This window comes from Bacillus crepusculi, assembly GCF_014764715.1.
GTDB lineage: Bacteria > Bacillota > Bacilli > Bacillales > Bacillaceae > Bacillus.
The window spans coordinates 17,968-29,032 of sequence record NZ_JACXXE010000013.1 but is presented as its reverse complement, the minus strand read 5'-3'; the positions used below and the strand labels follow the sequence as shown (position 1 = coordinate 29,032).

The 11,065-nt window shown below is 48.5% G+C and carries 21 protein-coding genes; 15 read left to right on the top strand and 6 right to left on the bottom strand.

Going from position 1 to position 11,065, the window contains the following annotated elements:
- The first annotated feature begins 54 nt into the window (after nucleotides 1-54).
- From IEE86_RS16795 to IEE86_RS16765, 7 genes are read left to right on the top strand one after another with little or no spacing between them, the layout of a single operon-like run.
- Nucleotides 55-639 carry a dUTP diphosphatase gene (locus tag IEE86_RS16795; protein WP_191098195.1) on the top strand — a complete coding sequence of 195 codons (585 nt, stop codon included), beginning with the start codon at nucleotides 55-57 and terminating at the stop codon, nucleotides 637-639.
- On the top strand, nucleotides 639-884 hold the full coding sequence (locus IEE86_RS16790) for a hypothetical protein (protein ID WP_191098194.1): 246 nt from the start codon (nucleotides 639-641) through the stop codon (nucleotides 882-884). Before IEE86_RS16795 ends, IEE86_RS16790 begins: the two co-directional genes overlap by 1 nt.
- Nucleotides 866-1,669 (top strand): FAD-dependent thymidylate synthase, encoded by an 804-nt coding sequence (gene thyX, locus IEE86_RS16785; protein WP_224741054.1) that lies wholly within the window; start codon nucleotides 866-868, stop codon nucleotides 1,667-1,669. Before IEE86_RS16790 ends, thyX begins: the two co-directional genes overlap by 19 nt.
- Nucleotides 1,669-2,181 (top strand): 3D domain-containing protein, encoded by a 513-nt coding sequence (locus IEE86_RS16780; protein WP_191098193.1) that lies wholly within the window; start codon nucleotides 1,669-1,671, stop codon nucleotides 2,179-2,181. The genes thyX and IEE86_RS16780 overlap by 1 nt, the downstream gene beginning before the upstream one ends.
- A 13-nt stretch (nucleotides 2,182-2,194) precedes the next feature.
- Nucleotides 2,195-2,698 (top strand): SprT-like domain-containing protein, encoded by a 504-nt coding sequence (locus IEE86_RS16775; protein WP_191098192.1) that lies wholly within the window; start codon nucleotides 2,195-2,197, stop codon nucleotides 2,696-2,698.
- A complete protein-coding gene (locus IEE86_RS16770; protein WP_191098243.1) occupies nucleotides 2,695-3,360 on the top strand; it encodes a hypothetical protein in 666 nt (221 codons plus the stop codon). The genes IEE86_RS16775 and IEE86_RS16770 overlap by 4 nt, the downstream gene beginning before the upstream one ends.
- Nucleotides 3,357-3,917, top strand: a complete 561-nt coding sequence (locus tag IEE86_RS16765) for a nucleoside/nucleotide kinase family protein (RefSeq protein WP_191098191.1) — start codon at nucleotides 3,357-3,359, stop codon at nucleotides 3,915-3,917. The genes IEE86_RS16770 and IEE86_RS16765 overlap by 4 nt, the downstream gene beginning before the upstream one ends.
- Here IEE86_RS16765 and IEE86_RS16760 read toward each other — a convergent pair.
- Nucleotides 3,896-4,270 carry a hypothetical protein gene (locus IEE86_RS16760; protein WP_191098190.1) on the bottom strand — a complete coding sequence of 125 codons (375 nt, stop codon included), beginning with the start codon at nucleotides 4,268-4,270 and terminating at the stop codon, nucleotides 3,896-3,898. The genes IEE86_RS16765 and IEE86_RS16760 overlap by 22 nt on opposite strands.
- 77 nt (nucleotides 4,271-4,347) lie before the next feature.
- Here IEE86_RS16760 and IEE86_RS16755 point away from each other — a divergent pair, with 77 nt between their 5' ends.
- The 4 genes from IEE86_RS16755 (at nucleotide 4,348) to IEE86_RS16740 (ending at nucleotide 7,242) form a co-directional block, all read left to right on the top strand.
- Nucleotides 4,348-5,097: an N-6 DNA methylase gene (locus IEE86_RS16755; RefSeq protein WP_191098189.1), complete on the top strand. Its 750-nt coding sequence runs from the start codon at nucleotides 4,348-4,350 to the stop codon at nucleotides 5,095-5,097.
- Entirely contained in the window at nucleotides 5,097-5,480 is a 384-nt protein-coding gene (locus tag IEE86_RS16750) for a sigma factor-like helix-turn-helix DNA-binding protein (protein ID WP_191098188.1), read from the top strand. The genes IEE86_RS16755 and IEE86_RS16750 overlap by 1 nt, the downstream gene beginning before the upstream one ends.
- Before the next feature lie 395 nt (nucleotides 5,481-5,875).
- A complete protein-coding gene (locus IEE86_RS16745) occupies nucleotides 5,876-6,364 on the top strand; it encodes a hypothetical protein (RefSeq protein WP_191098187.1) in 489 nt (162 codons plus the stop codon).
- Between the two features lie 41 nt (nucleotides 6,365-6,405).
- Nucleotides 6,406-7,242, top strand: a complete 837-nt coding sequence (locus tag IEE86_RS16740) for a MarR family transcriptional regulator (RefSeq protein WP_191098186.1) — start codon at nucleotides 6,406-6,408, stop codon at nucleotides 7,240-7,242.
- 43 nt (nucleotides 7,243-7,285) lie between these two features.
- Here IEE86_RS16740 and IEE86_RS19455 read toward each other — a convergent pair whose 3' ends face one another.
- The 5 genes from IEE86_RS19455 to IEE86_RS16720 form a co-directional block, all read right to left on the bottom strand.
- Nucleotides 7,286-7,462, bottom strand: a complete 177-nt coding sequence (locus IEE86_RS19455) for a DUF8096 family protein (protein ID WP_411955707.1) — start codon at nucleotides 7,460-7,462, stop codon at nucleotides 7,286-7,288.
- 203 nt (nucleotides 7,463-7,665) lie between these two features.
- Entirely contained in the window at nucleotides 7,666-8,049 is a 384-nt protein-coding gene (locus tag IEE86_RS16735; RefSeq protein WP_191098185.1) for a hypothetical protein, read from the bottom strand.
- Entirely contained in the window at nucleotides 8,049-8,234 is a 186-nt protein-coding gene (locus IEE86_RS16730; protein WP_191098184.1) for a hypothetical protein, read from the bottom strand. The genes IEE86_RS16735 and IEE86_RS16730 overlap by 1 nt, the downstream gene beginning before the upstream one ends.
- 202 nt (nucleotides 8,235-8,436) lie before the next feature.
- Complete coding sequence (locus tag IEE86_RS16725) at nucleotides 8,437-8,595, bottom strand: hypothetical protein (protein ID WP_191098183.1); 159 nt, start codon at nucleotides 8,593-8,595, stop codon at nucleotides 8,437-8,439.
- A 43-nt stretch (nucleotides 8,596-8,638) separates the two neighbouring features.
- Nucleotides 8,639-8,785: a hypothetical protein gene (locus IEE86_RS16720; RefSeq protein WP_186316922.1), complete on the bottom strand. Its 147-nt coding sequence runs from the start codon at nucleotides 8,783-8,785 to the stop codon at nucleotides 8,639-8,641.
- A 118-nt stretch (nucleotides 8,786-8,903) separates the two neighbouring features.
- On the opposite strand from IEE86_RS16720, the gene IEE86_RS16715 reads away from it, so the two are divergent.
- The 4 genes from IEE86_RS16715 (at nucleotide 8,904) to IEE86_RS16700 (ending at nucleotide 11,061) form a co-directional block, all read left to right on the top strand.
- Nucleotides 8,904-9,128 carry a helix-turn-helix domain-containing protein gene (locus tag IEE86_RS16715; protein WP_191098182.1) on the top strand — a complete coding sequence of 75 codons (225 nt, stop codon included), beginning with the start codon at nucleotides 8,904-8,906 and terminating at the stop codon, nucleotides 9,126-9,128.
- A gap of 1,024 nt (nucleotides 9,129-10,152) precedes the next feature.
- A complete protein-coding gene (locus IEE86_RS16710) occupies nucleotides 10,153-10,440 on the top strand; it encodes a hypothetical protein (RefSeq protein ID WP_191098181.1) in 288 nt (95 codons plus the stop codon).
- Nucleotides 10,437-10,724 (top strand): hypothetical protein, encoded by a 288-nt coding sequence (locus tag IEE86_RS16705; RefSeq protein ID WP_191098180.1) that lies wholly within the window; start codon nucleotides 10,437-10,439, stop codon nucleotides 10,722-10,724. The genes IEE86_RS16710 and IEE86_RS16705 overlap by 4 nt, the downstream gene beginning before the upstream one ends.
- A 115-nt stretch (nucleotides 10,725-10,839) precedes the next feature.
- Nucleotides 10,840-11,061: a hypothetical protein gene (locus tag IEE86_RS16700; RefSeq protein WP_191098179.1), complete on the top strand. Its 222-nt coding sequence runs from the start codon at nucleotides 10,840-10,842 to the stop codon at nucleotides 11,059-11,061.
- Nucleotides 11,062-11,065 lie beyond the last annotated feature (4 nt).

Sequence of the window (11,065 nt, the reverse complement as noted above, 5' to 3'; positions counted from 1 at the left end):
CGTTACTATTGCGGCGGCCTTACTTACAGGTGCGGTTAAAAAGGAGGCATCACAATGAACGTAAATATTAAACGGCTATCAGCCGACGCAACTACGCCAACATACGCGCATTCGACGGACGCCTGCTTCGATCTATACGCGGCGGAAGACGTCATTATCGAGCCGGGTGAGACGAAACTAGTGCCGACAGGTCTCGCGTTCGAGATTCCGGTAGGCTACGAAATGCAAATCAGGCCCCGGTCGGGTATTACGCTGAAGACGACCCTGCGCGTTCAACTAGGGACGGTGGATAGCGGGTACGCAGGCGAGGTTGGCGTGCTCGTGGATAATGCGACAATACTCGGCGCTGCGCATTTGGAGGCCGGACCTCATAGCGTATTTCATAAGCGTTCTTGGTACATCAACACCGCCGATGGAGAACGTACTCATCTTCCGAATACAGTCTATTCAGGAACGTATAGCATCCGCAAAGGAGATCGCATTGCCCAAGCGGTTATTAAACCGGTAGAGCAAGCGACCTTTACGGTTGTGGATGCGCTGGGAGAAACGGAACGTGGTGCGGGCGGCTTCGGGAGCAGCGGAGTCGGGGAGGCGCATCCGGAGTATTTCAGCGAGCCGGCAGGCAAGGAGCGGTTATAGTGTCACAAATCTACGCCTGCTTCTTGAACGGAAAATTCTACGGCGCGGGCGACCTCGGCTATATGAACGAGCTGTTTCGAGATTATGTTGTCAATCACGGACTATATGGAAAAGACGATTGTACCTTTCGTGTCACTACGAAAGAGAAGGCGCGGGATATAGTTACGCAATCTATTAACAAACAATACCGAGGAGTTTTCGAAAGTCTAGCGAAGGAGGATCAACAATGGCGGAAACCAAAATGAACGTACAACTACTCGCACATACGCAATTAAGCGATAAATTCTACCGATCTCTACATCACGGAACCTCGGACGTATTTCACTTCGACGATTACGAAGCAACCGACGGCCAAGCGGTCGCACTATCCGCGATCAGGACTTGTTATTCCCCGAACAAGCCGTCCGAAATCGTAGCCAAAGAAGGCGCCAAGTATTTCGGCAACAGCGCATCAGATGGCGGCGCGGGCACGGATGCCGACCGACTATTCCGGCAGATCGTCGCATCGAAACACACGTCGACCGTGGAGCATCTGACGTTCACCTTTGCGATCGAAGGCGTCAGCCGCGCCTTATTAGCGCAATTAACACGACACCGCGCTGGCTTTAGCTTCAGCGTCCAATCACAGCGTTATGTGCGGATGGGAAGCGGTGACAGATCGGGCGGGTTTGATTACGTCGTGCCGGAAAGTGTTACGGGAGATAAGACCGCAGTAGAGGGCACTGATTACGATTTAACTGCGGATGATATTTTTGATGACGTAATGAAACACGCTCAAGAGTCCTACGATCTTTTGCGTAAGGCAGGCGTGCCAGCCGAGGATGCCCGAGCCGTCCTACCGCAAGCCGTGGCTACTAATCTCGTAATGACCGTTAACTTACGTGCTCTATTAGACTTCTACGCTAAGAGACGGCGCGGAAACGGAGCACAGGCGGAAATCGCCGACCTAGCAGAAGCCTTACGTCGTGCCGTAACCGAAGTCGAGCCGTGGACTGCGCAATTCTTCGAGGGGGTGTCTGCATCGGCATAATGACGACAATGACGATTGCGTGCGGCTTATTATGTACGCAGCAACCGGCGGAAGAAAAACCGGCGCCTATATTAACGGCCGACCAAGCGGCTTTACAGCGAGCCAATCAACGCATCAAGACGTTAGAGGGCGAAGTAAAGGCGCTTAAAGAGACGAAGGCTAAGAAGCCGACGAAGCACGTAGTCAAGCGCAAGCAGAAAGCGCCAAAACTAGCGCAAACATACGAAGTGACAGCGTACACAAACGGCGCCGAGTCTACGGGCAAGTCAGCAGGCGATCCCGACTACGGCGTAACGGCAAGTGGCGCACGCACCAAAACGGGCCGTACGATCGCCTGTCCACCGTCAATGGCGTTCGGGACTCGGCTAAACATCGAGGGCATCGGCTTCAGGACTTGCGAAGACCGTGGCGGCGCAATTACGGAAGGACATATCGATCTGTACGTTGCGGGCGTTTCTGAGGCGCAGGCATTCGGACGGCAACGGCTAAAGGCGGAAATCATAACGAATTAAGGAGGCGCTGTCTATGGCGGTATCAGTCGAGGAGCTAATAGAGGAAGCGGAACGGTTTCTAGCGGAGAACTACGACATGAAACTCGGAATTCCAATTAAACGCAACAATCGATTACGAAATACACTCGGCTGGTTTCAACACAGCGATAGAGAAGGCGCCTTAGATATTGAAATCAGCGGAAAGCTAATGGATTACGCGAGTAGAACGGAAGTCATCGACGTTTTGCGCCACGAATTAATACACTACGCGCTATATTCGGTAGGACGCTCTTACCAAGACGGATGCGTCGAGTTTGAGGCTGAACTGAAGAAACACGGCGTTAGCTCAACAGATGTTCCGATATTATTCGGCCCCATTGTGCGTTTTAAATGTGAAAAATGCGGAAAGAGCGGCTACACGGAGACAATGACGGTATTAAAGAAGCATGAGCGTTGTAAAACCGGATGCTGTAATGCGAAATTGATTGACGTGAAAAAAGACGTAATTTACGGAGATAAAAGGGAGGCGGCGGAATGATACACGTATTAAAGGACGAAAAGCTTGGCGTTGATCGCGAATATGTAGCGGTGGATAGGAACGCAGAGGTCGGCGAGAAGATTATCGTAACTTTCAGTCGAGATTTTCCGGAAGGGTTTATCGCCAACGTAAGAGAGATGGACGATAGCTACGACGACGGCTCTTGTTATTTGGATAAAGACCATCGCGGTGAGGATTATCTTGACGGAGCTCTCGAAGAATACGACGTACTCGAACCGACCGACATCGTTCACATTGACGGTGAGCGCTACCGTTTAGAAGATCCGGAAAAGGACGCGATTAAATTCACTATGGAAATCGGCGGGAATCCTGTCAATATCGCGCCATGGGATGCGACGTGTGGTCCTATTATTTCCGGTGGAGGCGAAACGTACAAACTAACGCCGGTTATCGATGACCACGAGGAAGAGGAACCGAAAGAATCCGACGTCATCACCGTCCTAGCCAATCTAGGCGCAGAGGTGGCGGAGTTAAAACGCACTGTCGCACGCCATCAAGTGGAAATCAACGCTCTACATGAAGATAAAGTACGTCTCGGCGAACAGCTCGCAAAAGTAGCGGCTGACATCGGTTCTAATACGAAGCAAAGCGGCTCCCTAATTGCGGAAATCCTCATCGGCTTAAAGAAGGCTGGCCTATGAAGCTCGCAATCACAGGTAAGCTAGGCGCTGGCAAAGATGAAGCCGTCAAGTATCTCGTATCAATATACGAATTCTTTCCGTTCACATTTTCCGCAAAAGGTAAGTCGGTATTTGGCGATTTGTTCCCGGAATTAGACGGCGACGAAAAACAGCGTCAGCCTATGCGTGACTTCATCGAGGGTATTAAAAAGCTACCGATTCCCGGCGCTGAATATGTGTGGATCAATATCGTATTCCGCCGCATCAAGGAACACGAAGAACTGCGATGCTGCCGCCCTAGCAACCTACTAATCACGGATATGCGGATGGTGGAGGAATACGAACGTGTCAAGGCGGAGGGGTTCAAAATTCTGCGTATTACTGCACCGTACGAAACACGTTTTGATCGCGCAAAAAGACGTGGCGACAAGTTCAAAGCGGCCGATATGGACCACCCGACTGAAACGGCGCTTGATCATTTCGAAGTCGATTACGAAGTCACAAATGACGGCACGCTTGACGATTTATATGCCCGGCTGGACGAAATTATGGCCGATCAGCTCAAAGAGAACGCGTAAGTACCTTTCGGATAAGCTAGGTGCGGCTGCTTAGACGCCTTGCCATCGCCGATCAAATAGAAGCGCAACGGTAATTCTCGATCCTCTAGACCGGCGCCTTCCAAAACGTGACGAGCACGCTTACTATACGAATCTTTATCGAACTGGAACGGCTGAACATCCGTTTTAACCATTTCCGGCTTTGCAACGACTAGGCACGATTCTTCTTTATCGTAGCCGATCACTAGCTGAAATCGAGTATTTGGCGGTATTCCAAGTAAAGCCCTAGTCGCAGCGTTAACGTATATTCTCTTCTGACTATCTAACGTTATGTAGGCGGTATTACTAACTGCGGAAATCCATTCTAATGCCATACGGACACACCTCGCTTATTTTATAAGACGATTATAGACGATTTATAGACGGGAAGCAAACGAAGGAGGCGGTAAGATTGGGCGAATCAGTAACGGAAAAAATTAATCGTATCTTCGGGATAGACGATTCATATAAAGCGCCATCAAAAATCATGGAAATTTTGTTCGATCGGGAGCGTCGTGAGGACGTTTTTAAACAATTCGTAGCTGATCCGGTACTTAACTGTACTGAGAAGGATGTATTTCACGAATACTTTCAGGATGAGCACGCGGATAGAAAAACTAAGAAACAAGATTTTACTCCGCGTAGTGTGACCGATCTTTTAGCGAGAGTTACCGATGACGGCCTTGAATCTACTTCCAGTTACGATGGGTGTGCAGGTACGGGAGGCCTTACAATCGCAAAATGGCAGTCTGATCGTATTAAGCACTCACCGTTTGATTACAAGCCTTCGTGGTATTTCTATCATTGCGAGGAAATGAGCGATCGTGCAATACCTTTCCTATTGTTTAATTTATTATTTCGAGGAATGAATGCCGTTGTCGTGCATTGTGACGTCTTGACTAGGAAAAGTAAAGGTGCTTTTTTTATTCAAAACGATCATGACGACTTTATGCATTTCTCATCACTTAATGTACTTCCGTATACTGATTTCACCGCGGATGAGTTAGATGTGACTTGGGACGATGACTTAATTCCTTACGATAATCTCATCGAATCGGAAGAGATTCCCGCCCATGTAATAAACCCAACGGAGTACGGTGCAGTTAGTGCCGAAACTAAGTTCCTTCATTTACTATGTGGAATAGACGGAGAGGTGTCTTAATGGGTGCATCGACGAACAAGCCCGACCAGCATTTACGATATGAAACGCAATATAAGCTTGACGGACCCGACGGCATCAAGGCGCTTCTTGCCGATTATACAACTCTAAGACAGCGCCGCTTCTTGGGCGACATGGCTGCTTGCGATATCTTGATCGACCTGAACCGTGCCATCGAATTGGCGTCGCTGACCGGAAAGCAGTACGAGGCACTGCGTCTGGTCTATTTCGATGACCTATCGCAAACACAGGCGGGTGCGGCGCTTGGAATATCTCGAATAACTTTTCGCGAACATTTGGAAACGGCTATTACGAAGATAGGTGATATCTACTATTATTGGGCGTCGCACGGCGAAGGGTATGGAAGGACGAAAGGGGCGGTTTGATGACGGACGAATTAACGAATGAAGAGATCGAGCAATTACGAGATTATGTACGATGGTGCTACGACACCATGAACCATCCGCGAATTTCGCCGAGAGTATTATCAATTTTACTAAACGCATACACGGAGGAGGGTTCGGAATGAGGCACGAAACGAGACGGGAATTCTTTAAGACCGCGCCCCTGATTACTAAGATTATTTACTGTTTAGGATGTGTGAAGCTCTGTAAGAGCTACTATACGTATGGGCGAATGAATCGATACGGTATTAAAATACGCGCTGCTCATCCGTTATCCTGGTCGATAATTATTATCATGCTTATAATACACGGACTTAATCGCGAATCAATAAATGATATTAAAAGCGAATTAGTTTTATGGTAGGGAGGACGCCTAATTGACGAAGGAAGAATTGCACGAAGCCATTACGGAACTATACGAACGTACAAAAGCAGGCGCCTTAGAGCGCGAGGCACGTGTCGTAGCAATTAACGATTTACTCGCGAAATACGACGGCTTACCGCCATCAAACGCACTGGAACGTCTTTCCGACTTAATCCTGTACGAAGAACTATCGGATACGCGCCGCAATAAAATGACGGCCGAAGAATACCCGATCATGTCCGAGCGTATGGAAAAGACACGCAAGACAGGCGAAGCATCCGACAAGATGGCCGAAGAATACGACATCGCCGGCATCAATTACGGCGTACCTAAACGACGCACACGGTCGCCTTACGATAATCTATTCACGGACCGTCACGCAAAAGCGCGTAATAGGACGGCTCGCAAAAGATACAATGATTTCGTCAACGGGAAGTCTGGTGGACAATTCACCGTAAATATAGAAACCGGCATCAAAACGGTAAGGTCAGACGCTCAATAGGCGTCTTTTGTTTTGCGATAAATACGAAAGAGGGCGGTATGATGAGGTATGATCGCGTAGTAAATGAGGACGGAGAGCTCGGCGTATTTGTGCCGGACGCCATAAAAGCCGTCATTAGAACACCGGAAGAACTCGAAAAGGCACGCCTGCGAGCGACCTTAGTGACGAAGAAACGGTTCCATCATGGACGAAATTACATCGTATCTTATAACGACACACTCAGCGCTATTATTCGCGACCTATCACTTACGGAAGCAGGCGCAATGGTTAAAATCATGCTTCAGCTACGTATCAAAAGCGACGGCAAGCTCGTCAAAGGAGCGGCAGGAGACCCGATGAATAAGTCGGACATAGCACGCTTGCTTGACCGTAGCCGCTCGAATGCTAATGTGCTGGTCGGTCGCTTGGCAGAACTCGGCTTGATCGAGCTGAAAGACGACGGCATTTACGTCAGCAGCCGTTTTCATACGATGGGTGGTCGCATCAAAAGCGAAGTATTTACGAAAGTATATACGGTTAAGGCACGTCAGACCATTGCTAATCTGCGTCTAAATGAAATCGGCATGCTTTATAAGATCATCCCGTTCTTTCATTATAGCGAATATTACCTTTGCGCCGATCCAAACGCGGAAAAGGCGGATATTGACTATATCGGACGCGAGACGCTCTCTGAGATAATCGGACACGACGCTTCGACGGTCTCGAAAATAATGGGGCGGCTACAAGGCGTTGGCGCCGTTTTAGTCACCGGAACACGCAACGAGGTACGATACTTAGTACATCCGGATTTATTGTTCCGCCAGCCCGAAGGCTTTAAAACGGAATGGACGGTGGCCGTGCGAAAACTATTCGATGATCATGCCAAGAAGTCGCGCTAAATAAACGAAAAAGGACGCCTTTGAGGGCGTCTTTATTTTTGCGCTATATTCGTTTAGTCATGCCGCACTTTGAACACTTACGGAGGAAAACTCCGCCTTTGATCGAACTGTTAAACTTCGATGTATCGCAATTATCACACCGTCCGCTCTTAACGTCGGGCATATCGCGAATATCATAAACGACAGATACGTCATAATCGCCTGGCTGCGGTCTATTCACGTCTTTCACCTCACAACCTTCGTATTATAACGTATCTATGCGCTTATTTAAACAATCTTCCGAATGCCCTTCCGACGCTGCGTCGCATGATCCGACCGCCTACGTCGTTTTTCTTAACTGCGTTTACGTCTCCCAAAAACCTAGCCCATCCGTACAAGAATCTGCGGAATTTCATATCGTCGTCCTCCTCGTATTTTAGGCGCCTACCATCTCGTTACTGCGAAGTCTTTCGAATAGTAAGTGCCGATCTTTTTCGTCTTGGTCGCGCTGCTATAAGCCGTTAATTTGATTCGGTATTGGCCGTTCGTCATAGACGCGGTATAGAAGCGTTTGACTGGCGTGCTTTTAACGAACTCGCCGCTCTGCGATTGCTTCGACTTCCATCCGTCGGTGTACTTCTGCTGTAGTGTCATCGTGTAGTAAACGCGGCTTCCACTGCTTTTCATTGCTACTACGTCCACTGACGTCGCATTAGGCGTGTAGTATGGCGCGTCAACCTTTACCGTTATAGATGCCGCATTGGCGGGCGTTGTCAGGCCGAGCGTCATTAATACCACCGCGATTGTTATCGTAATAAAACGTTTCATTATACGTCATCTCCTTCGAGGGTTTTTAGGTTTATATCGTATCCGAACGCGATTAAGGCGAGTCTAAAGCCGAAGTCAAAGCCAGCAGGCGCATCGTCGCGTTCTCTTATAAATAGTTCGGCGGCTCTTTGTAGCGGATCGGCTGTCGTATGAGTGCCGTCTAAAGCTGTCAGTTTTACGTCCATTAGGCGATCTCCTCCTCGATGTTTAGAAGGCCACCGCAGTTCGGGCACTTAGCGGCTGGTTCGATTTCTACGTCTAGCCGGGCGAATGAACAGTCCGGGCAATTATACTCGATCATATTTAACGATTCCTCCACGATTTTAGTACGTCAGCGCCGTCTTAATTGCGTCGTAATAGTCTAGGTAGGGACGGCTGCTCGACGTCTTATTTCATAAGCGATTTTACAGCGACCGTAAAGCCGAAAATAATTAAAGTTGCGACGGCTGCGCAGTCAATCGGCTGCCATTTAGCGTAATCCGTGAATGCGATCCAAGCGACCAGGACGATAATGAGCAACGTATCAAGCGTATTAATTTTGCGCATGTGTGGTATAATTGATTGAACCGGGGCTTATCGCCCCGTCCGTTTACTTGCGACGTTTCTTCTTGGAGGGAGACCGTCGCTTTTTCTTTGCTTTCCGCCGTTTCTTCATAGCCGTGATTTCCATTGCGGTTTTGATGATCGCCAACCACGACGCAAGCAAGACGGATATCTTAGTAGCCAGTTCAATCAATTCGTGCACCTCCTTTCTGTACCTTAATTATACGATATCGTATATCGTATGTCAACGAATATTGCGAAATAATATTCGATATCGTATAATTACTTATATAAATACGGAGGTGATGCGGATGGGCAAGCGCATAAACGTAAGGCCGCGTCTGAAGGAATTAATGAAGGCGGATGGCTGGACGCAAACACGGCTGTCCGAGGCGTCGGGCGTTCCGCAGGGCTCTATCTCGCGGTTCGATTTGAATGGTCGACACGAAGATTGGCAAGTCGTCGCCCTAATGAGAGCAGGCGGATGGAAGTACGAAGATCTATTCGAAATAGAGGACAACACAGACGAAAAGTAGGGACGTTCATGGCGAGCGTCTCTTTTTTTTGCGTCCAAAAACGGGGAGCCGTCGTTTCAGTGTGGCGAAAACAGAACAAAACGGCCTTTCAGTGTGGCGAAAACAGAACACGTCAAAACCGCCTTGACGCCTAGAGCCACGTGGGATACAGCCGTTTTTAGGCGTTAACGTTGTCTTATTCTTAGGAAAGACCTAGCGTCACTACGTTCCGCAGATAACGCAATAGAATACATATATAGAAGGACGGCGGGTCTTTATTTGCGGACGAGGCGGAGCCGAGGGCGCTATTACTTAAATGTATACGGAAGGGATAGCGTTAAAGGTTGCGGAGATGTACCCTACGTTTACTACGTAAATGCTGTCTTACGTTATAGAAGGACGTAAATGAACGTAACATACTAACGGGAGGGCGTCGTTTGGAAAGCCGAATAGGGTACCGTCCTAGAGCCGCTATGTAACGGCAGGCACAGGCGGTGTATATAATATAGTACGAAGGCGGACGGTAGGGTGACGGAGAGAGACAGGCGAAGACGTCCATAACCAAGCAGACGGCGCTGGAGGACGAGGTCTCCGAAAACTCAGGGGGTTGGAAGCCGAAGCCAATCCGTTTATGCACGATCGTATGCATGACGTCCGGCATAGGTAGCCCGCACGAATGGAGGCATGGCGGGGCTGGTACGATGCATAAAGTTCATTCGTTTAGTTGCGTTGGTCGAACGGCTACCAACCGCGACACACCAACGTTTGTATTAAACGCGAATGTAACAGAAAGTCTTTTTGTTACTTTCGTTATGCAACGTTATGAATGCGTTATTCAATGATAATCGCAAAAAATAAACGAAAGCCGCCCGCCCCCAAGCGCCCCAAACGAAAACGCGGAATCTAGTAAACAAAACTTGCGCACAATTTTTAAAACTCGGGGTGTTAATCGTCTGGCCCTACGTAGACGTATGTTAATCATCCGAAGTTTCTCGGAAGGGCTAGAGGGTTAATACGCTAATTTAAACGAAGAGGAGGCGTTCAAATGGACGGATGCATTCGTATCATGGAAAACAGATACTTGACGAGAGAAACTAGCGAAATGGTTCGCATCTTCTTAGGCGTTGAGCGGCCGGAAGACTTAACGCAATTAGACGGTTATGAAATTAAGCAGGAAACTTTCGTAGACCCTAACGGACTTACTTGGGGAACGAGTAACTATCGACTTATTGCGAAAAGTGCGGAAACACAGCCGCAGGAGATTCCGTTATGCCCGGATGAGCCAGGCGTGTTCTATTTCGAGACGGTGACTATTCGAGGTGATCGCCGATGACCGCACTACCTAACTTCGTCACCTGCGACGCATGCAAACAACGGACCGCCATCGTATTAAAAGAACGCGACGTACGTAAAGGCGTCGTCGAAACGTACTTTGACTGCATCGTCTGCGGTACGCACTACCCGACCGCGATCACGAACAGCGCGCTGAGAACGAAAATTGAGACGCTTAAGCAATTACGGCTTACGGACGGCTCAGAACCGGCGGCAATCGACGCGTTAAAAGCGGAAATATCCGCCGATATGAAAATATTGCGGGAACGATACGGACTAGCATAACGATTTTAACACGTAAACTGCACGAAATTAGACGTTTTAGTAGCCGACTAGGGTATTCGTAAGGGTAGACGGTGTAAAGCGCTAATTTCGTGTGATTTCGAAGGAGGTTCGGAAGGTGATTATTGATACGAGAGAGTCCGGAATTGTTAAGATCGAAGGAAACGGCGACCTAATTTTATCAAAAAATAATCCGGTATTTGAGTTGAGACGGGATGATTCGACTAAAATTGCGTTTCATGTCACTAACCACGTAGTTTATGGCACAGGACCTAGCGTACCTTTCAGGCGGAAAATACGTACTGCCTTAAAGGCATTAAAGTACATCTTCGGTAAGTAAACGC

Bases quoted from the DNA above. Each gene is read 5' to 3' on its own strand.
- IEE86_RS16775 (WP_191098192.1), top strand. From the start codon at position 2,195: ATGGCGGTATCAGTCGAGGAGCTAATAGAGGAAGCGGAACGGTTTCTA.
- IEE86_RS16770 (WP_191098243.1), top strand. From the start codon at position 2,695: ATGATACACGTATTAAAGGACGAAAAGCTTGGCGTTGATCGCGAATAT.
- IEE86_RS16730 (WP_191098184.1), bottom strand. From the start codon at position 8,234: ATGGACGTAAAACTGACAGCTTTAGACGGCACTCATACGACAGCCGAT.
- IEE86_RS16735 (WP_191098185.1), bottom strand. From the start codon at position 8,049: ATGAAACGTTTTATTACGATAACAATCGCGGTGGTATTAATGACGCTC.
- IEE86_RS16750 (WP_191098188.1), top strand. From the start codon at position 5,097: ATGGGTGCATCGACGAACAAGCCCGACCAGCATTTACGATATGAAACG.
- IEE86_RS16725 (WP_191098183.1), bottom strand. From the start codon at position 8,595: ATGCGCAAAATTAATACGCTTGATACGTTGCTCATTATCGTCCTGGTC.
- IEE86_RS16705 (WP_191098180.1), top strand. From the start codon at position 10,437: ATGACCGCACTACCTAACTTCGTCACCTGCGACGCATGCAAACAACGG.
- IEE86_RS16795 (WP_191098195.1), top strand. From the start codon at position 55: ATGAACGTAAATATTAAACGGCTATCAGCCGACGCAACTACGCCAACA.
- IEE86_RS16760 (WP_191098190.1), bottom strand. From the start codon at position 4,270: ATGGCATTAGAATGGATTTCCGCAGTTAGTAATACCGCCTACATAACG.
- IEE86_RS16780 (WP_191098193.1), top strand. From the start codon at position 1,669: ATGACGACAATGACGATTGCGTGCGGCTTATTATGTACGCAGCAACCG.
- IEE86_RS16710 (WP_191098181.1), top strand. From the start codon at position 10,153: ATGGACGGATGCATTCGTATCATGGAAAACAGATACTTGACGAGAGAA.
- IEE86_RS16715 (WP_191098182.1), top strand. From the start codon at position 8,904: ATGGGCAAGCGCATAAACGTAAGGCCGCGTCTGAAGGAATTAATGAAG.
- thyX (WP_224741054.1), top strand. From the start codon at position 866: ATGGCGGAAACCAAAATGAACGTACAACTACTCGCACATACGCAATTA.
- IEE86_RS16765 (WP_191098191.1), top strand. From the start codon at position 3,357: ATGAAGCTCGCAATCACAGGTAAGCTAGGCGCTGGCAAAGATGAAGCC.
- IEE86_RS16740 (WP_191098186.1), top strand. From the start codon at position 6,406: ATGAGGTATGATCGCGTAGTAAATGAGGACGGAGAGCTCGGCGTATTT.